The sequence below is a fragment of the Streptomyces sp. 142MFCol3.1 genome, from assembly GCF_000424945.1.
In the GTDB taxonomy this organism is placed as follows: domain Bacteria; phylum Actinomycetota; class Actinomycetes; order Streptomycetales; family Streptomycetaceae; genus Streptomyces; species Streptomyces siamensis.
The window spans coordinates 18,409-36,834 of record NZ_AUKV01000007.1 but is presented as its reverse complement, the minus strand read 5'-3'; the positions used below and the strand labels follow the sequence as shown (position 1 = coordinate 36,834).

Here is an 18,426-nt window from a genome sequence, read left to right as displayed (position 1 = left end):
ACGAGACAGCACGCCGGAACGGATCAGCCCGCACAGACGAGCGGTGGTCCAGCCGGTGTTGAGGCCGGACCGCCGTGGTGACCTGCGGTGAACGAGCGTCAGGCGGCGGGCGGGGACAGGGCACTGCCCGCCCCCGCGCGCACCTTCTCGACCGATTCCCACTCCTCGGTGCCGAGGCCGGCGAGTGCGGCCGGGAAGACGCCGTCCTGCTCCTTGAGGATGTGGTTGCGCAGCATCGCCATCACCTCCATCAGGCGGTCCGGCCAGGCCGGATCCGAGGGAGTGACGCCGTCGGCGGCCTCGGCCAGAACCGACTCGATGCGGCGGTGCTCGGCCTCCAGGGCGGCGATCTGCTCGGGGAAGTCGGCGGCCATGGCGGGGAACAGGCCGTGCTCCTCGACGCGGGTGTGGGGGTCGAGCACGGTGGTGATCTCACGGGCGATTTCGGCCATCCGGGCCACGCCACCGTTGTCCTGGGCGGGGCGCAGGTGGCTGATCAGGCGGACGACCTCGTCGTGCTCGCGGGTCAGCTCGTCGATGGACGCCAGGGACTGGCAGCCGCAGTACTCGCACATCTGGGTTTCTCCTCGCCTGTTCGTTGCGTCGTTGTCAGCCGCGTGGTCTCACGCCGTCGTGTGCGCCCCGTGGTGCCGCTGTCCACGGTCGGTGCGGGGAGCCCGGCCGCCGCCCAGGACGGCGGAGCGGACACCGGTGAGGGTGAAGCCCAGTGCCGCGGCGGCCACGATCGCCAGCAGGACGAGGCCGGCCGCGTACGTCCCGTACTCGCCGTAGAGCGACCCCATCACCAGGGGCGGCACGAAGCCGCCCAGGCCGCCCGCGGCGCCGACGACTCCGGTGACGGAGCCGACCTTGTTCGCCGGAGTCAGCAGGGCCACCAGAGCGAAGGTCGCACCGCTGCCCGCGCCGAGCGCGCCGGCCATCGCCAGGAACGCGACGGTGCCCACCGGGGCCAGCGACGGGGCGAAGGACTGCACCACCGCTCCCACGGCCACCACGGCCAGCGATGCGGCCAGCACCCGGACCGGGCCGATGCGGTCCGACAGCCAGCCGCCGACCGGGCGCATCGCCACCGCCAGCAGCACGAAGCCGGCCATGCGGTTCGCGGCGTCCGCCTGGGTGAGGCCGTAGCCGGTCTTGAGGTAGGTGGGCAGGTAGACGGAGAAGGCGACGTAGCCGCCGAAGGCCACCGCATACAGGGCGGACGCCTGCCAGGTGATGCCCAGCTTGAAGGTGGCCGCCAGACGGCGGGTCAGCGGCTCGGTCGGCGCCGTGCGGCCGGGGGCGTCGCGCAGCAGGAGTCCGGCGGCCACGGCGTAGACGGCGAGCACTACGGCGGTGATCAGGAAGGGGGTGGACATGCTGTGTGCGTCGACCAGCTTGACGGTGGTCAGGGCGCTGATCGCGGTGCCGCCCATGCCGGCGCCGAAGACGCCGATGGCCAGCCCGCGTCGTGCGGGCGGGAACCAGGCGTTGACGAAGGGCACGCCGACGGCGAAGGCGGTGCCGCCGATGCCGAGGAAGAACCCGCCGGCCAGCAGCGCGGTGAGCGAGGAGTGCCCGGCCAGACCCAGATAGAGGACCGGCACGATGGTGGCCGCGGACACGATCGGGAACATGATCCGGCCGCCGAACCGGTCGGTCAGCGCGCCCACCGGGATGCGGCCGAGGGAGCCGACCACGACCGGTACCGCCACCAGCAACGACTGCTGGAACGAAGACAGGTCGAGGGAGTCCTTGAACCGCGGGCCGAGCGGGCTCAGCAGCGCCCACGCCCAGAAGTTGACGGCGAACCCGATGGTGGCCAGGGCCAGCATCAGCCATGCCCGGCCTGGCACCGGCGCACCCGAGACCGGCCTCTCGTTCTCCGTCGTCGGCTGGACCATGGTGTCCGTCCCTTCACTCTCACGTTGGTTCGGCGCGTGGGGTCGTACGGGAACCGCGTGTTCCTCGCCCCGGATCGAACGCCTCGCAGCCACTGTCCGCATCCGGGCGCCCGGGCGACATGGGCCGAGGGGCCCTATGGACCAGGTGAACGGTCCTCAAGGTCAGATCCGCCTCCCCCGCGCCCAACGGCCAGGCACGCAGGGCCAATCCGCCTCAGATGTCACCATCGTTGCCCGTCCGGCCGCTCGTTCTCCGTGGAGAACCGGAGTCACCCAGGCCGCTCGGACACTGAGGCGGAGCTCGTTACCGGCCGCGGCCCCGGGGGTACCTGCGGCGCGGGCTGAGAGGCCAGCCTTCTTCACGGCGGACAGGTACGGCCTGTCCGCCGTCTTCCTCGGACGGCACAGGGACAGTCCGCGCCCTCAACTCGTTTCGGTTTCGGTGGCAGGCGGTGGTCCGGGACGCCAACGCCCGGGCGCTCGCGGGGTGCGGCCGCCGTCCGGTCCGTAGCCGAATCGGATCAGCATCTGCGGATGACACCGCCTGTGTCCCGGCAGGGCCGTCGCGGCCCGCAGGTCGGGCCACTCCATGGCCTGGTGCAGAAGTGACGTGCGCAGCCCGTGGGCGGTCGCCGTGAGCAGCACGTACTGAAGTGCCTGGCCCGCCCGCAGCCAGTCGTCCCGCCGGTCGTGGGACGTCCACAGCAGGGCCACCTGGATGTGGCGTTCGAACCACAGCGCCGGCAAGCGGAGGGCGGGCAGCGCGCCGACGAAGTCCCGCATCGGCATCCGCGCGGCCGCGTCGGGCGGACCGAGGGCGGTGACGGGTATCCCGTAGGGGGTGTCTGCTCCCGGGGCGGTGATCCAGGTGCGGGTTTCGGCGGTGCGGTCCGGGCGGGTGTGGTTGCGTGCCTCGGCCGCGGCGGTCAGGCGCAGCAGCCGCCGGGTTCCGGCGACGTCCGGCACGTGCAGGCGTGCGCCGGCGGCGTGCGCGGCCGCCGCCATCTCCGCCACGAACGGCTCGGGCACCGGTCGGCCGGTGAACGGCATCCGGCTGGTGTGCCGCCGTGCGATGGCCTCATGAAGACCCGGGTCCGAGGGCTGGTCGTCCGCGCCGAATGGACCAGTCAGTCGTACGGTGGCGAGCAGCCCCGGCTGGTGCGGATCCGGCAGCAGTCTCACCTCCGGCCGCCAGCCCTGGTGGACGGCGGCGAGCCGGAGGTTGAAGACCGCGGCGCCCACTGACAGATACTGGGCGCGATGCATCGGGTCGGCCAGCGGCAGCGTTCGCTCCGGCGCCGAATGGACCTCCAGCAGTTGGTCGCGAGGACTGACGCGGAAGCGCCAGGGCTGTGTGTTGTGGATCGACGGGGCTGCCACGGCCGCCGCCAGGAGCGACTCCACGGTGGCGGAGTCCAGCCGGGTCCGGGTGCGCATGATGCCTCCTCTTCCTCTCTGTCGTGGTTGCAGGTCGGGTGGCGGGCAGGGCGGTGGCCAGCAGGACGACGCCGAGCGAGCCGACGAGGGACACGACCGCCAGGGTCCGCGCCAGTTCGGAGCGGCCCTTCGCGTGGGCGATGCCGTGGCCGCCCGCGGCGGCCATCACCACCACGAAGAGGGCGAGTTTGGCCGCGAGGGCACGGCCGTAGCCGGGTTCGGCGAGCGAGGCCCAGGTGACTCCCTTGTGCCAGGCCATGGGCCAGCCGGTGGCCAGCTGCGCCGGCAGGAACACCGCGCCGGTCAGTGTTCCGAACCGGCGGCCCGCCGCGGCGGTGAAGCGCTCCTTGGCCTGCGGGTCGAGCAGGTGGCGGGCCAGCGGCAGAACCACGAGCCCGATCTCCCTGCCGTACGCGATGAGGTCGGTCAGGTCGGGGCGCTGGAACGGGTCGCCGCCAGTGATCACGAACAGCGGGGCGGGCTGTCCGAAGGCGGCCACCTGGTCCAGAAGGTCCTTGGCGGCGGCGGTGTCCAGCTCGCGCGGGTCGCGGTCGGGCACCGCCTCGGCCCGGCAGTGCAGACAGGCCAGCGGGCAGGCGCGGGTGGACTCCCAGATGACGATGAACGGCCGGTCGGCCGCGTCGTGCCGCTGACGGCGGACGGCACGGTCGGTGGCGCTCATCAGGCCGCCCTGCCCAGCGCCCTGAGGCTGCGTCCGGCCGCCCTGGAGTCAGGGCAGACGAGGCGGGCGGCCGGACGGTGACCGGACCGGACCGTGCGCCGCACCCGTGACGGCGGCCGGCGGTGGAGACAGCCGCACGGATGCTGGTTGCAGTAGGACACGGGACACCTCCGGATCGGTCGCTGATCAGCATGCTGCGCCGGAGTGGCCCGGCGCAGCGGCCGAACAGTCCTTCCTGGTGGGCCGACAGTCCCTTCCCGGCGGGCTGCGGCACACACGGTCAGCCCCGGCTGCTCCAGTACGACCAGAAGCGGGTGAGGACGAGCAGCGCGATCACCCCGTACCAGGCGACCAACAGCATCCAGTGCGTGTCCCGGACGACCGCCAGTGCTCCCCGGGGCACGGGGATGAGCCCGCTGTCCAGGCTGTGCAGGACGAGGAACCAGAACAGAGCGATGGTGACGGTCCAGACGACAGCGCAGTAGGGGCAGATCTTGCCCAGCTCGTAGAGCGACTGTCCGATCAGCCAGTGGACGAACACGACCCCTGCCAGCGCCCCGGCGTCCAGCGCGAGCCACAGCCGACGGTGCAGGAGGGCACCGCAGAGCACGGCGGCGCCCAGTGCGGCCACGGCGGCGAAGGCGCCCAGTCCGAGCAGCATGTTGGGGAAGCCGAACAGGTGGCCCTCGGGGCTGGACATGACACTGCCGCAACTCACGACGGGACTGAGGTTGCACGGTGGTTGATAGGAGGGGTCGCGAAGGAGCCGCCAGTCGTCCACGGTCAGCGCAAAGGAGGCGAGCCAGCCGACGATCCCGGTCAGGAGCATGACCATGCCCGTTCGGCGGCTCGCGCCCACGGCGTGCGCGCGCCGGGCGCTCGTGGCGTCCGGCGCGAGCGCGGGTCCGTGACTCATGCCGCTCGCCGGGGCCCAGAGGCCGGCCGTGGCCGGCCACCCGCCGTCGGGGCTGCGGCCGGTGTGGCCCGCCGCCGGTAGACCAGATACGGCCGGGCCAGGTAGCCGACCGGGGCGCTCCACACGTGGACGAGGCGGGTGAAGGGCCAGGCGGCGAAGAGCAGGCAGGCGCTGAGGGCGTGCAGTTGGAACAGCAGCGGCGCCCCGGCGATCGCCTCGGGGTGCGGATGGAGGGAGAAGATGCCGCGGAACCAGACGGAAACGGTCTCGCGGTAGTCGTAGCCGCCGCCGAAGACGTTGTGCACGGCGGTGGCGCTGAAGCCCAGCAGGACCGTGACGGAAAGGAGGGGGAAGAGCACCTTGTCGCTGCGGTCGGTGGTGAGGCGGATCCGGCGGGCGAGCAGGCGACGGGCGCACAGCATGCCCAGGCCGGCAACCATGGCGACCCCGGCGACGGAGCCCAGCCCGACGGCCGTGGTGTGGTACGCGTGCTCGCTGATGCCGGCTGCTTCGGTCCAGGACGCGGGCACCGCCAGGCCCACCACATGACCGGCGATCACGGCGAAGGCGCCCAGGTGGAACAGTGGGCTGCCCCAGCGCAGCCAGCGGTGTTCGAGCAGCTGGCTGGTGCGGGAGGTCCAGCCGAACTGGTCCTGCCGGTAGCGCCAGACGTGCCCGACCACGAACACGGCCAGGCAGATGTAGGGGAAGGCGACCCACAGCAGCAGATCGGCGCCGCTCGCCGGGGCGGCGGCCAAGGGGGACAGTGGGGCGTTCATCGGGGACTTTCCGTGCGGCTGGTCGGGGCGGGTGGCACACAGGTCGGCGGGGCGGGTGACGGCGGAACGAAGGTGCCCGGCGGGGCGAACTCGCCGTCCCCGTAGGTCCCGTAGGGGTCGAGGCCGACGTCCTCGTTCGGCGGCCCCTCGGCCACGAGTCGGGCGACTGCCGCGCGGTCGGCCTCGGTGGGCGGTGGCAGCAGGGTGAGCAGCGTGGCCAGGACGTGCTGGTAGGGGGATTGGGCGTCGGTCAGGGCGCGGTGGATCAGTTCCAGTCCTCGCCGGTGCTGGCGCAGCGGTGCCTCGCCTCCTCCCGGACCCGCCAGGGCGGCGAACTCCAGCACGACCGGGAGGTGGTCGGGCAGTTCTCCGCCGTCGGTGTCCCAGCCGACGGCCCGGTAGCGCTGGTTCAGAGTGAGCAGGGCCATGCCCCGGCGGCGGGTGTCGCCGTGCAGGTAGTAGGTGAGGTAGAGGCTGCTCTTGCGACGCAGATCGAACATCTCGACGTAGTGCCGCTCCAGCTCCTCGGGGACCTGTGCGGCGAACCAGTCGGTGAACCGTGCCAGGTGCAGCGCCGCGGGCGTGGCCGGCAGGGCCTGCACCACGGTTGCCAACTCCGTCCTTGCTGCCGTCAGTTCTGCGTCCGGGTACTGCAGGAAGAGCGACACGAGCCGCAGTATCAGCGCGCGGCCCGCCGTCTCCTCGGGGGTGAGCCGGGCCGGGCGGCGTACTGCCGCCCGGACGCGGGTGCGGACGAGGGCGGGAATCGTTGCGGGCAGCGGGCTCACGGACGTCCTCCGGCGGTGGTGTCGCGTCGCAGGGCGGGAATGCCGAGCATGACCTTGCGGGGCTCGGCGTCGCCCGAGGACCCGACCGGGCAGCGGTTCTCCATCGCAGTCAACGCGGCCGCGTCCTCCTTGTGCGCGGCCGGGACGACGTAGCGGTCCTTGTACTTTGCGACGGCCAGCAGCCGGTGCAGATCCTCCGCCTCACGGGCGGTCAGGCCGACGGCCTTCAGCACCGCCTCGTCGCCTTCCTCACCGAGGGTGCGCTCCCGCATGAACGAGCGCAGCGCGGTGAGCTTCATCAGCACACCGGCGACGACGTCGGCGTCCCCGGCGGTGAACAGCTCCGCCAGGTACTCCAGCGGGATGCGCAGCCGGGTGACAGCCGCGAACACGTGGTCGGGATCGTCCTGGTCACCGCCCGCCGCGTCGACGGCGTCGAGAACGGGGGACAGCGGCGGCACGTACCAGACCATCGGCATCGTCCGGTACTCCGGGTGCAGCGGCAGCGCCACCTTGTAGCGCATGACCAGGTCGTACACCGGCGAGCGGCGGGCGGCGTCCAGCCAGTCCTCGGGGATGCCGGAGGCGCGGCCGGCTGCGATCACCTCGGGATCGCGCGGGTCCAGGAAGACGCCCCGCTGGGCCTCCAGCAGGTCCTGCTCGTCGGGCGTGGCCGCGGCCTCGCCCACTTTGTCGGCGTCGTAGAGAAGCAGTCCGAGGTAGCGCAGCCGCCCCACGCAGGTCTCCGAGCAGACGGTGGGCTGGCCGGCCTCGATGCGCGGGAAGCAGAAGGTGCACTTCTCGGCCTTGCCGGTGGCGTGGTTGACGTACACCTTCTTGTACGGGCACGCCGTCACGCACATCCGCCAGCCGCGGCAGCGGTCCTGGTCGACCAGGACGATGCCGTCCTCGACCCGCTTGTACATCGCCCCGGACGGGCAAGCGGAGACGCAGGCCGGATTGAGGCAGTGCTCGCACAGGCGGGGAAGGTGGAAGAGGAAGGTCTGCTCGAACTCGAACTTGACCTTCTCGGCCCATTCCCCGGTGAGGTTGGGGTCGCCGCCGGCGTTCTCGGGGGCGCCGCCCAGGCCGTCCTCCCAGTTTGCGCCCCAGGTGATGGATGTGGGCTTGCCGGTCAGGACCGAGCGCGGGCGGGCGACGGGCATGTCCTTCTGGGCCGGGGCATTGACGAGGTTGTCGTAGTCGTAGGTGACCGGCTCGTAGTAGTCATCTATCGCGGGCAGGTCGGGGTTGGAGAAGAGGGACAGGAGCCGCTTGAGGCGGCCTCCGGAGCGCAGGACGAGGCGTCCGCGCTTGTCCAGCATCCAGCCGCCCTTCCAGTGTTCCTGGTCTTCGTAGCGGCGGGGGTAGCCGACGCCGGGCTTGGTCTCGACGTTGTTGAACCAGGCGTACTCGACGCCGGTGCGGTTGGTCCACGTCTGCTTGCAGGTGACCGAGCAGGTGTGGCAGCCGATGCACTTGTCGAGGTTCATCACCATCGCGATCTGTGCCATGACGCGCATGTCAGTACTCCACTTGCTGGCTGCGGCGGCGGATGACGGTGACCTCGTCGCGCTGGTTGCCGGTCGGGCCGTAGTAGTTGAAGGCGTAGGTGAACTGGGCGTAGCCGCCGGCGAGATGGGTGGGCTTGAGCAGCAGCCTCGTCAGGGAGTTGTGGATGCCGCCGCGCTTGCCACTGACCTCGGTCCTGGGGACGTTCACGTTGCGGTCCTGCGCGTGGTACATGTACACCGTGCCCTCCGGCATACGGTGCGTGACCACGGCCCGGGCGGCGACGACGCCGTTGCGGTTGTACGCCTCGATCCACTCGTTGTCCTTCACGCCGATCTTCTCGGCGTCGGCGGTGGACATCCAGATCGTGGGTCCGCCGCGGGACAGGTCGAGCATGTACTTGTTGTCCTGGTAGTTCGAGTGGATGGACCACTTCGAGTGCGGCGTCAGATAGCGGACCGTGACCTCTGCCCGGCCGTCCTCACGTAGATGCTCGTCGCCGTAGTGCCGGGGCGTGTTCAACGGGGGCCGGTACACGGGGAGTTGTTCGCCGAGTTCGGCCATCCAGTCGTGCTGGACGAAGAAGTGCTGCCGGCCGGTGAGGGTGTGCCAGGGCTTGTTGTGCTCGGTGTTGATGACGAACGGTGAGTAGCGACGCCCGCCCGTCTCCGAGCCCGACCACTCGTAGGAGGTGATGACCGACCGGGGCTGGGTACGGGTGTCGGCGAAGGTGATCCGTTCCGCCTCCCGTTCGGAGGCGAGTTCCACCAGCCCCTCGCTGCCGGTCTGCCGCTCGAGCTCCCTGAACCCCTCGGTGGCCAGGCGTCCGTTGGTGGTGCCGGACAGGGCGAGGATCGCCTCGCACATGTCGGACGCGTTGGCCAGCGACGGACGGCCGGCGGCCACCCCGTCGCGGACGGTGCCGCAGCGATGGCGCAGCTCGTCGATCTCCTGGTCCGGGTGGACGGTGACGCCCTTGGTGGTGGTGCCGAGAGTGTCGAGCAGCGGACCGACCGCGCGCATCTTCTGCGCGACGGCGGCGTAGTCCCGCTCGATGGTGACGAGCTTGGGCATGGTCCGCCCCGGGATCGGTTCGCACTCCCCGGCCTTCCAGTCCCGTACGACGCCGCCGGGCTGGGCGAGCTCGTCGGGAGTGTCGTGCTGGAGCGGTACGGCCAGCACGTCCGTGCGGGTGCCCAGGTATTCGGCGGCCAGGTCGCTGAACTTGTCGGCGATGGTCAGGAAGGTGCCGTAGTCGGTGCGGGCCTGCCAGGGCGGGGCGATGGCCGGGGTGAAGGCGTGCACGAAGGGGTGCATGTCCGTGCTGGACAGGTCGTCCTTCTCGTACCAGGTGGCGGCCGGCAGGACGACGTCGGAGAGCAGGCTGGTGGAGGTCATCCGGAAGTCCATGGTGACGAGCAGGTCGAGCTTGCCCTCGGGGGCCTCCTCATGCCAGACGACCTCCTTCGGGCGCCCTTCGGGCGGGGTCTCCTGGGAGCGGACGGCGGCGTCGGTGCCGAGCAGGTGGCGCAGGAAGTACTCGTTGCCCTTCCCGGAGGAGCCGAGCAGGTTCGCCCGCCACACGGTCAGCACGCGGGGGAAGTTGGCCGGGTTGTCGGGGTCCTCGACCGCGAACTTCAGCCGGTTCGCCTTGAGTTCGTCGACGACGTGTTCGGCGACCGGACGGCCCTGGGCTGCCGCCTCGTCGGTCAGGTCGAGTGGGTTGCGGTCGAAGCCGGGGTGGCCGGGTGTCCAGCCGAGCCGCACCGCCTGGGCGAGGGAGTCCGCGAACGCCTTGCCCTTGAAGCGGCCCTCACCGAGCGGCGAGGCCAGCTCGTCGGGCCCGAACGCCTCGTAGCGCCACTGGTCGGTGTTCAGATACCAGTAGGAGGTGCCGGTCATGTGCCGGGTGGGCCGCTGCCAGTCGAAGGCGAACGCCAGGTGCTGGAAGCCGGTCAGGGGGCGGACCTTCTCCTGGCCCACGTAGTGGGCCCAGCCGCCGCCGTTGACGCCCTGGCAGCCGGTCATCGTGGTCAGCGCGAGGAAGGCGCGGTAGATGGTGTCGGAGTGGAACCAGTGGTTGGTGCCCGCCCCCATCGCGATCATCGACCGTCCTTGGGTGCGTTCGGCGTTGCGGGCGAACTCCCGGGCGATCCGGGCCGCCTGTTCCGCCGGGACGGAGGTGATGGTCTCCTGCCAGGCCGGCGTGTACGGCTCGCTCGCGTCCTCGTAGGACGCCGGCCAGTTGCCCGGCAGGCCAGGCCGCCGCACCCCGTACTGGGCGAGCATGAGGTCGAAGACCGTGGTGACCAGGCGCCCGCCGATCCTGCGGACCGGCACCCCGCGCACCATCACCGAGCCGCCCTCCGTGGGCCCCTCGTCGAAGCGGGGCAGCGCGACCTCGGCCGTCTCCTCCGCGCTGTCGAGCAGGCTCAGTTCGGGCACCGTGTCGCCGAGGCCGAGGTTCCAGCGGCCTTGCTCGCCCTTGCCCCAGCGGAAGCCGAGCGAGCCGTTCGGCACGACCGGTTCGCCGGTGGCCGCGTCGAGGAGAACCGTCTTGGACTCCGCGTGTTCCGCGTCGTGTCCGAGATCGGCGGCGGTCAGGAATCCGTCCGGGACCAGGCCGCCCTCGGTGTGCTCGCGCAGGGTCACCAGGAACGGCGCGTCGGTGTACTTGCGCAGGTAGCCCTGGAAGTGGGGCACTTCGCGGTCGACGAGGAACTCGCGCAGGATCACGTGGCCCATGGCCATGGCCAGCGCCCCGTCGGTGCCGGGGTGCGGGGCGAGCCACTCGTCCGCGTGTTTGACGTTGTCGGCGTAGTCGGGACTGACCGCGACGACCTTGGTGCCGTTGTAGCGGGTCTCGGTGAGGAAGTGGGCGTCCGGTGTGCGGGTGACAGGGATGTTGGAGCCCCACATGATGAGATAGCCGGCGTTCCACCAGTCGGCCGCCTCGGGGACGTCGGTCTGGTCGCCGAAGACCTGCGGCGAGGCGATCGGCAGGTCGGCGTACCAGTCGTAGAACGACAGCAGGGTGCCGCCGATCAGCGACATGAACCGGGAGCCGGCGGCGAAGGACGCCATCGACATCGCCGGGATCGGAGAGAAGCCGGCGACGCGGTCCGGGCCGTATGCCTTGATGGTGTGCACGTGGGCGGCGGCGACCAGTTCGGTCACCTCGTCCCAGTCGGCGCGCACCAGGCCGCCCTTGCCGCGGGCCCGCTTGTAGGCGCGGGCCTTCGCCGGGTCGCCGGTGATCTCGGCCCAGGCCGCCACCGGGTCGCCGAGCCGCTTGCGGGCCTCGCGCCACAGCTTCAGCAACGTGCCGCGCACGTACGGGTAGCGGACCCGGCTGGGCGAGTAGGTGTACCAGGAGAACGACGCACCGCGCGGGCAGCCGCGCGGCTCGTACTCGGGGCAGTCCGCACCGATCGACGGGTAGTCGGTGGCCTGGTGCTCCCAGGTGATGATCCCGTCCTTGACGTACACCATCCACGAGCAGGAACCCGTGCAGTTCACACCGTGCGTGGAGCGCACCACCTTGTCGTGGGCCCAGCGGTCGCGGTAGAACCCCTCCCACTCGCCGTTGCTCTCGCCGAACACGGCGCGCCCGTCGGCCGACACCTCACGGCGGGTGAGCAGCCTGCGGGCGGCCAGCGGCCAGCCTTCACCAGCGCTCGAAGCCTGAGGCCGTGCGTTCTGATCGTTCTCCATGGCTGGGAACGCTAGGCGGTCCGAGCCCTGGTGCACGTGGGGCTCGAGGTCCCGGCCCGGTGGCCTTCCGGCCCAGTCCGGGCGAGTGCGATGGGGCCCAATGGTCCCGGCACCGGGGCCTGGTCGGCAGGGGAGTCGGGTATGCCCGGAGTTGCGTCCTGGGCATGGATCGAACCGCGGATGCCCATCCGTCCGTACGGCCGCATCTCGTGCCGGACAGCGGTCATTGCCCTTTCCTGGCCGCCTCGGACGCAGCGTGTACAGCGGGAGGCAGGACGCCTCGGCGTCGTCGCGGGACAGCCCCCCAGGTCGTCTGTGCGAGGTCGTTGGCGCGAAGGAGAAGAAGTCGGCGCGCTCTCCGGCTTCTCACTCGTGGGGGACGACGGCCAGCGGGCAGCCGGCGTGGTGGATGGCGGCACGGGTGACGGGGCCGATGCGTGGGAGTGCCGGTCGCTCGGCCACGCGGCGGCCGACGACGAGCAGGCTCGCGGCGGAGGCGGCCCGGACCAGCGCGGGGGAGGCCTTGCCCTCCACAACGGTCTCCAGGACCTCGGTCTCCGGGTACTTCTCGCGCCACACGTTCAGGACGGCCGACAGGAACTGCTGCCACTCCCCGGCCCGCTCGGGATCGTTGACCAGACCGATCTCGCCGGGGCCGAGACCGATCGCGGACGGCGGCTGCCAGGCATGCACGACACGTAGCCTGGCGTGCCGTTGCCGGGCAGCCTCGAACGCGAACGCGATCACCTCGTCGCAGGCGTCGGCGAGGTCGATGCCGAGGACCACGTCGCGGTAGCCGGTCCGAGTGGACGGACCGCCGTCGTCCGCCGGGACGTGCTCGTCCTCGGCCTCCTCCCCGGTGCGTACGAGAACGACGGGACGCGTGGCCTTCGCGACCACCCCGAGGGCGACCGAGCCGACCAGAAGCCCGGTGAGGCCGCTCAGGCCACGTGAGCCCAGCACCAGCAGCTCCGCTTGCGCGGCGGCCTTCAGCAAGGCCGCGGTCGCCGGACCCTCGACCTGCTCGTCGGTGACGCGTACATCAGGGGCGGCGGCGCGGATGCGCTCCTCCGCCTGCCGCAGGACGCGTCGCGCCAGATGCCGCTGCGCGGCGTTCGCCGGCTCGCCGTCCTTCTGGCGGGGATGCCAGTTCCAGGCGTGCACCAGTCGCAACGGGCGGTCACGGCGCACGGCCTCGCGGGCCGCCCACTCGGCAGCGGCAAGGCTCTCGACGGATCCGTCCACTGCGGCGACGACGGGCGAAAGCATGGTGCGCACCTCCTGCTCTTCGGTCTGCTCGTCACTGCCGGCGTCTTGCTGCTGACACGTGATGAACATGGGTCTCGACGGCCTCTTGGGCGCGCGCCGTGTCGATGCCGTCGAGGTCGGGGACGGTGCCCGCGGGCCGGGCGAGCCCGCTACCTACATTTTGTGCGGGGACGCGAGGCGCCGCTTGGGTCCCACGACCCTCATTCCCCGGGCTTTCGGGACCGCACGGCCCAGGCCACACGGACGTGTGGTCTTCGCTCGGTGAACTTCCGCGTGGCGGTATGAACGTGCTGTGGGCAAGGGCGCCGGGATCGACCACCGGACCGGCGTCGGGTACGGCTGAGCACGACAAGTCGGTCGCGTTCGCCGGCCGCCGGGGCACGGCGTGTCCGCCGTCGAACCTGTCGGTGGGAGGCGGCACGACGCGCCGCATGCCACCGTCACCCACTCGTGAGGTCCGGCCGGATCAGCGTGCCCGACGTTCCGTGGACGATCTCGTAGGCCGCGTCCAGGGCACCGATCGCGGCCAGGCCTCCGGTGCGCTCGACGAACCGGGCCGCCGCCTCGGCTTTGGGACCCATGGAGCCGTCCGGGAAGCCGCCGCGCCGCAGTTCGTCGGGGGTCGCGTCGAGGACGGGCCGCTGTTCGGGTGTGCCGTACCCCTCGTACACGTTGGGTACGTCGGTCAGGATGAGCAGGAAGTCGGCCTTCAGGTCCTCGGCGAGCAGGGCGGCGGTGAGGTCCTTGTCGATGACGGCCTCCACCCCGGTCAGTGCCCCGGTGTCGCGGTCGGCGGTCACGGGGACGCCCCCGCCGCCGGCGCAGACCACGAGCGTGCCGCCGTTGAGGAGGTCGTGGATGGTGTCGGTCTCCACGATGCGTTCGGGAACCGGGGAGGGCACGACCCGGCGCCAGCCGCCCGTGTCCTGAGCGATGTGCCAGCCGCGCGCGCGGGCGAGGGACTTCGCCACATCCTTCGGGTAGACCTGGCCGACGAACTTCGTGGGCCGTTCGAAGGCCGGATCGTCGGCCCGCACCATGGTGTGGGTGACGAGGGTGGCGATCCGGCGCCCAGGCAGGGCGTCGTGCATCGTGCAGGCCAGCAGAGATCCGATCATGCCCTGTGTCTGCGCGCCGAGCAGATGCAGCGGGTACGGGGCGCTGAGTGCGGGGTCGGCCGCGCTCTCCACCGCGAGCAGGCCGATCTGCGGGCCGTTGCCGTGGGTGACGACGAGCTCGTTGTCGTGGGCGAGGGCGGCCAGTGCGGTGGCGGCCCGGTCGATGTTCGCCTGCTGGACGTCCGCGTCGGGGCGTTCGCCGCGGTGCAGCAGGGCGTTGCCGCCGAGGGCGACGACGATACGCATGGTTCAGTCCTCCAGGGTGGCGACGAGCACGGCCTTGATGGTGTGGAGCCGGTTCTCCGCCTGGTCGAACACGATCGACGCGGGCGAGGAGAAGACCTCGTCGGTGACTTCGAGGCCGTTCAGGCCGTAGGTCTCGAACAGCTCCTGGCCGAGCCGGGTGCGGTGGTCGTGCAGGGCCGGCAGGCAGTGCATGAACTTCGCGTCCTCGTTGCCGGTGAGGGCGAGCGTCTTGTCGTCGACCTGGTACGGAAGAAGCAGTTCGATCCGCTCGCGCCATTTCTCGGCGGGCTCCCCCATGGAGACCCAGACGTCGGTGTGCAGGAAGTCGGCGCCGCGTACGGCGGTCTCGACATCCTCCGTGAGAGTGATGCGGGCACCGCTGCGGTCCGCGAGAGCGCGGCAGGTCACCACCAGCTCCGGCTCCGGCCACAGCGCCTGCGGCGCGGCGATCCGGACGTCCATTCCGAGTAGCGCGCCCATGGCCAGCAGGGAGTTGCCCATGTTGTTGCGGGCGTCACCCAGGTAGCAGTAGGCGATGTCGGACAGCGGCTTGGGGCTGTGCTCCCGCATCGTGAGCATGTCGCACAGGCTCTGGGTGGGGTGTGCGGTGTCGGTCAGCCCGTTGTAGACGGGGACGCCGGAGTGGGCGGCGAGGTCGTTGACGATCTGCTGCGCGGAGCCGCGGTACTCGATGGCGTCGAACATGCGGCCCAGCACCCGGGCGGTGTCGGTGATCGATTCCTTGGTGCCCACGTGGGTGTCGCCCGGGCCGAGGTAGGTGGTGTGGGCGCCCTGGTCGGCGGCGGCGACCTCGAAGGCGCAGCGGGTGCGGGTTGAGGTCTTCTCGAAGATCAGGGCGAGGTTCCGGCCGGTGAGCCGGCGCTGTTCGGTGCGTGCGTGCTTGGCCGCCTTCAGCTCGGCGGCGAGGGTGAGCAGGTGGTGGATCTCGGCGGCGGTGAAGTCGAGTTCGCTCAGGTAGGAACGGCCTCGCAGGTCGACGGTCATGGTGTGGCTCTCCTTGCTGGGTCAGGCGGCCGGGTCGCGTTCGATGGGGCAGCTCATGCAGCGGGGCCCGCCGCGACCGCGGCCGAGTTCGGCGCCGGCGATGGTGACGATCTCGATGCCCTGCTTGCGCAGGTAGGTGTTGGTGGTGACGTTGCGCTCGTAGCCGACGACGACGCCTGGGGCGAGGGCGAGGAAGTTGCTGCCGTCGTCCCACTGCTCGCGCTCGGCGCCCAGGATGTCCTGCGGCGCGGAGAGCATGCGGACCTTGTCCAGGGCGAGGGCCTCGGCGAGGGCGGTGGCCAGGTCGGAGTTCGGGGTGACGTCGAAGCCGGTCGGACGGCTGTCGCTGGGGGTCAGGCTCCAGGAGCGCAGGGAGTCCGCGAGGCCGGGGTAGATGACGAAGGTGTCCCGGTCGACCATGGTCAGCACCGTGTCCAGGTGCATGTAGGCGCGGGCGGCGGGCAGTTGGACCGCGATCACGCGACTGGCCGTGCCGTTGGCGAACAGCCGGGCGGTCAGATTCTCCACAGCCTGGGCAGTAGTGCGCTCACCCATGCCGATCATGACTGCGCCGTTGCCGAGGACGTGGACGTCGCCACCCTCGAGTGTGCCCGCCAGGCCGTCGAGGATCGGCGCGGGCGCCCGGCCGGCGAACATCGGGTGGAAGCGGTAGATGACCTCGGCGTGCAGGCTCTCGCGGCGCCGGGCGGTCTTGGCCATCGGGTTGACCGACAACTGGTCGTACATCCAGCAGGAGTTGTCGCGAGGGAAGAGGTGGTTGGGCAGCGGGGCGAGAGCGAAGTCGTCGGCGTCGAGCGCGTTCCAGACCAGGCTGTGCGGGGTGGCGAGCGGTAGGTCGCTCTTGAGCAGCCCGCCGATGAGGTAGCCGGCAAGAGTCTCCCCGTCCAGCTCGGCGCACAGTTCGCGCACCGGGTCGATCAGGGCCGGCCCGACGGTGGCCGGGGTGATGACCCCGTCCAGCAGCCGGTCGCGGGCCTGCGGGATGTCGAGGGTCTGGGCCAGCAGGTCGGCGAAGTAGTGGACGTGGGCGCCGTGGTCGCGCAGGACCTGGGCGAAGGCGTCGTGTTCCTCGCGGGCGCGCTTGGCCCACAGGATGTCGTCGAAGAGCAGGGCGTCGACGTTGCGCGGGGTGAGGCGGGAGAGTTCGAGGCCGGGGCGGTGCAGGATCACCTGGCGCAGACGCCCGACTTCCGAGTCGACGTGGAAGGTGTTCATGGTGGGTGTTCCTCCGTGCTTCCGTGCTGCGTGGTGGTCAGTCGTGCGGGCGGAAGTCGTCACGCCTGCGGAGTCCGCCGATACGGTTCGTACGCAGTGCGCGTGAGAGCCGCCGAGCGGGCAGGGGCGTCTCGGGAGCCCGCTCCCGCTGAGCCGGGATCACCGCGGTCTTTGGCGCCGCCGTCTCGCGGTGGGCGCTCTGTCCCCGCTTGAGCCAGACGTATACCGGCACGCCGAGCAGCAACACGAACAGGCCGTAGTAGACGGTCTGGTACCCGCTGCCCTGGATCGACCAGTACGAGAAGACGAGGGCGAGCGCGGCGACGGTGACGTCCCGGGCCAGCTGCCGGCGGCTCAGCCTGTCCCGGTCACCCACCAGGAGCCAGTACAGCTGAGCGGCGGCGGAGAACAGGTACGGGATCACGGCGGTGAGCACGCTCAGCAGCACGATCTTGGTGAAGACGTCCTGGAAGCGTGTGTAGCTGAACACGGTGATCAGCGAGGCCAGCACGGTGGAGGCGACGATGCCGAAGACCGGGACGTCGTTCGCACCGCGCAGCCTGGCGAACGCGCGGGGGAAGAGTCCGTCGCGGGCTGCGGCGTAGGGCATCTCGGCGCAGAGCATGGTCCAGCCGTTGAGCGCGCCGATGCCGGAGATGATCGCGGCGGCGGCGACGATGTCACCGGCCCAGGTGCCGCCGAAGATGTTGTTCGCCGCGTCGGTGAACGGCGCGGTCGTGTGACCCAGCGTGCCGTGGGAGACGGTACCGAAGACCGCGAGGGTGCCCAGGATGTAGATGACGGCGCAGATGAGCGTGCCGTACACGGTGGCGCGCGGCACGTTCCGCCCGGGCTCGCGCACGCGGCCGGCGACCACCGAGGCGGCCTCCAGCCCGAGGTAGCTGAACAGCGCGATGGCGGCCGCAGCCGATATCGCGCCCAGCGCCGATTGCCCGCTGGCGTTGAAGACGCCGAAGTTGTCGGGGTCGATGAACAGCAGCCCGACGGTGGCCATGAAGACCAGCGGAACGAACTTCAGCACGGTCGTGATCACCTGGAACGCACCCGTGTTCCGGACGCCGGTGAGGTTGATCGCGGCGGGAATCCAGAGCCCGATCAGCGCGAGCAGCACCGAGCCCCCGGTCTTGTGCCCGGTGTTGACGAACACCTCCACATAGCCGACCCAGGCCACGACGATCGCGGCGTTGCCGGCCCACGCGGTGATCCAGTAGGACCAGGCGTTCAGGAAGCCGGCGAACTCGCCGAAGGCCTCGCGGGCGTAGACGTAGGGCCCGCCGCTCGCGGGAACGCGCTTCGACAGCGCCCCGAAGGTCAGGGCCAGGGCGAGCGCGCCGAGCGTCACGGCGACGAACGCGACGAGGGAGATCGGGCCGTACGGGGCGAGGGCGGAGGGGAGGGCGAAGACCCCGGTGCCGATGATGCTGCCGATCACGAGCGCGGAGGCGCCGGGAAGGCCGAGCGTCGCCGCGGGCGCCGTCCCCTTTCCGTCTCCTGGGGTTGTGGGCATGGTGGTACTCCTTGCGCAGGTCGCTACACGGGTGGGTCGATCCGTGAACGATCTTTCTGCGCCGGTGCCGGGCACGGTCAGCGGCCACACGTCCCGTGAGCGGCCCGAAGGTCCCGGTGCCGGGGGCCCGCGCAGCCCAACCCGCCCGGTCGGCGGTCAACTGCCACGGGGGCCGGGGCCGTTCGGTCCATGGCCTTGGGCCTGTCGACCCGTTTCACGGAAACGGGGCCGGTACGACGATGGCAGGGCAGGTACCGCAGCCGGTCTCATGCCGGCAGCGGTACCGCTGCGC

General features: G+C 71.1%; 13 protein-coding genes and 1 pseudogene. All 14 read right to left on the bottom strand.

Annotated elements, in window-relative coordinates; genetic code table 11:
* Positions 1 to 98: 98 nt before the first annotated feature.
* The 14 genes and pseudogenes from H305_RS0111655 to H305_RS0111580 all read right to left on the bottom strand — a co-directional run bounded on the left by H305_RS0111655 (position 99) and on the right by H305_RS0111580 (position 18,134).
* Complete coding sequence (locus tag H305_RS0111655; RefSeq protein WP_028800536.1) at positions 99 to 575, bottom strand: hemerythrin domain-containing protein; 477 nt, start codon at positions 573 to 575, stop codon at positions 99 to 101.
* 48 nt (positions 576 to 623) lie between these two features.
* Positions 624 to 1,904, bottom strand: a complete 1,281-nt coding sequence (locus tag H305_RS45505) for an MFS transporter (RefSeq protein ID WP_078628998.1) — start codon at positions 1,902 to 1,904, stop codon at positions 624 to 626.
* Between the two features lie 423 nt (positions 1,905 to 2,327).
* Complete coding sequence (locus H305_RS45500; protein ID WP_051370528.1) at positions 2,328 to 3,341, bottom strand: Acg family FMN-binding oxidoreductase; 1,014 nt, start codon at positions 3,339 to 3,341, stop codon at positions 2,328 to 2,330.
* Positions 3,342 to 3,798: 457 nt separating this feature from the next.
* A pseudogene (locus tag H305_RS56005) lies at positions 3,799 to 4,023 on the bottom strand (radical SAM/SPASM domain-containing protein); the annotation flags it as partial.
* A gap of 280 nt (positions 4,024 to 4,303) precedes the next feature.
* A complete protein-coding gene (locus H305_RS45490) occupies positions 4,304 to 4,939 on the bottom strand; it encodes a vitamin K epoxide reductase family protein (RefSeq protein WP_234020750.1) in 636 nt (211 codons plus the stop codon).
* Positions 4,936 to 5,718, bottom strand: a complete 783-nt coding sequence (gene narI / locus H305_RS45485; protein ID WP_051370526.1) for a respiratory nitrate reductase subunit gamma — start codon at positions 5,716 to 5,718, stop codon at positions 4,936 to 4,938. Before narI ends, H305_RS45490 begins: the two co-directional genes overlap by 4 nt.
* The gene (narJ, locus tag H305_RS0111615) at positions 5,715 to 6,506 is read right to left on the bottom strand and encodes a nitrate reductase molybdenum cofactor assembly chaperone (RefSeq protein WP_028800535.1); all 792 of its coding nucleotides are present in this window, start codon (positions 6,504 to 6,506) and stop codon (positions 5,715 to 5,717) included. Before narJ ends, narI begins: the two co-directional genes overlap by 4 nt.
* Complete coding sequence (narH, locus tag H305_RS0111610) at positions 6,503 to 8,029, bottom strand: nitrate reductase subunit beta (RefSeq protein ID WP_028800534.1); 1,527 nt, start codon at positions 8,027 to 8,029, stop codon at positions 6,503 to 6,505. Before narH ends, narJ begins: the two co-directional genes overlap by 4 nt.
* Position 8,030: 1 nt before the next feature.
* Positions 8,031 to 11,732, bottom strand: a complete 3,702-nt coding sequence (locus H305_RS0111605) for a nitrate reductase subunit alpha (RefSeq protein ID WP_028800533.1) — start codon at positions 11,730 to 11,732, stop codon at positions 8,031 to 8,033.
* A 366-nt stretch (positions 11,733 to 12,098) separates the two neighbouring features.
* Positions 12,099 to 13,001: a universal stress protein gene (locus H305_RS0111600; RefSeq protein WP_028800532.1), complete on the bottom strand. Its 903-nt coding sequence runs from the start codon at positions 12,999 to 13,001 to the stop codon at positions 12,099 to 12,101.
* 440 nt (positions 13,002 to 13,441) lie between these two features.
* Positions 13,442 to 14,365, bottom strand: a complete 924-nt coding sequence (locus tag H305_RS0111595; RefSeq protein WP_028800531.1) for a carbamate kinase — start codon at positions 14,363 to 14,365, stop codon at positions 13,442 to 13,444.
* 3 nt (positions 14,366 to 14,368) lie between these two features.
* Positions 14,369 to 15,370: an ornithine carbamoyltransferase gene (gene argF / locus H305_RS0111590; RefSeq protein ID WP_028800530.1), complete on the bottom strand. Its 1,002-nt coding sequence runs from the start codon at positions 15,368 to 15,370 to the stop codon at positions 14,369 to 14,371.
* Positions 15,371 to 15,391: 21 nt separating this feature from the next.
* A complete protein-coding gene (locus tag H305_RS0111585) occupies positions 15,392 to 16,606 on the bottom strand; it encodes an arginine deiminase (protein ID WP_028800529.1) in 1,215 nt (404 codons plus the stop codon).
* A 37-nt stretch (positions 16,607 to 16,643) separates the two neighbouring features.
* The gene (locus tag H305_RS0111580) at positions 16,644 to 18,134 is read right to left on the bottom strand and encodes an APC family permease (RefSeq protein ID WP_078628997.1); all 1,491 of its coding nucleotides are present in this window, start codon (positions 18,132 to 18,134) and stop codon (positions 16,644 to 16,646) included.
* Positions 18,135 to 18,426 lie beyond the last annotated feature (292 nt).

Excerpts from the sequence above, each read along its gene's own strand:
- H305_RS0111655 (WP_028800536.1), bottom strand. The coding sequence starts at position 575 with ATGTGCGAGTACTGCGGCTGCCAGTCCCTGGCGTCCATCGACGAGCTG.
- H305_RS0111585 (WP_028800529.1), bottom strand. The coding sequence starts at position 16,606 with ATGAACACCTTCCACGTCGACTCGGAAGTCGGGCGTCTGCGCCAGGTG.
- narH (WP_028800534.1), bottom strand. The coding sequence starts at position 8,029 with ATGCGCGTCATGGCACAGATCGCGATGGTGATGAACCTCGACAAGTGC.
- H305_RS45505 (WP_078628998.1), bottom strand. The coding sequence starts at position 1,904 with ATGGTCCAGCCGACGACGGAGAACGAGAGGCCGGTCTCGGGTGCGCCG.
- H305_RS45490 (WP_234020750.1), bottom strand. The coding sequence starts at position 4,939 with ATGAGTCACGGACCCGCGCTCGCGCCGGACGCCACGAGCGCCCGGCGC.
- H305_RS45500 (WP_051370528.1), bottom strand. The coding sequence starts at position 3,341 with ATGCGCACCCGGACCCGGCTGGACTCCGCCACCGTGGAGTCGCTCCTG.
- H305_RS0111605 (WP_028800533.1), bottom strand. The coding sequence starts at position 11,732 with ATGGAGAACGATCAGAACGCACGGCCTCAGGCTTCGAGCGCTGGTGAA.
- H305_RS0111595 (WP_028800531.1), bottom strand. The coding sequence starts at position 14,365 with ATGCGTATCGTCGTCGCCCTCGGCGGCAACGCCCTGCTGCACCGCGGC.
- narI (WP_051370526.1), bottom strand. The coding sequence starts at position 5,718 with ATGAACGCCCCACTGTCCCCCTTGGCCGCCGCCCCGGCGAGCGGCGCC.
- argF (WP_028800530.1), bottom strand. The coding sequence starts at position 15,370 with ATGACCGTCGACCTGCGAGGCCGTTCCTACCTGAGCGAACTCGACTTC.
- H305_RS0111600 (WP_028800532.1), bottom strand. The coding sequence starts at position 13,001 with ATGCTTTCGCCCGTCGTCGCCGCAGTGGACGGATCCGTCGAGAGCCTT.
- H305_RS0111580 (WP_078628997.1), bottom strand. The coding sequence starts at position 18,134 with ATGCCCACAACCCCAGGAGACGGAAAGGGGACGGCGCCCGCGGCGACG.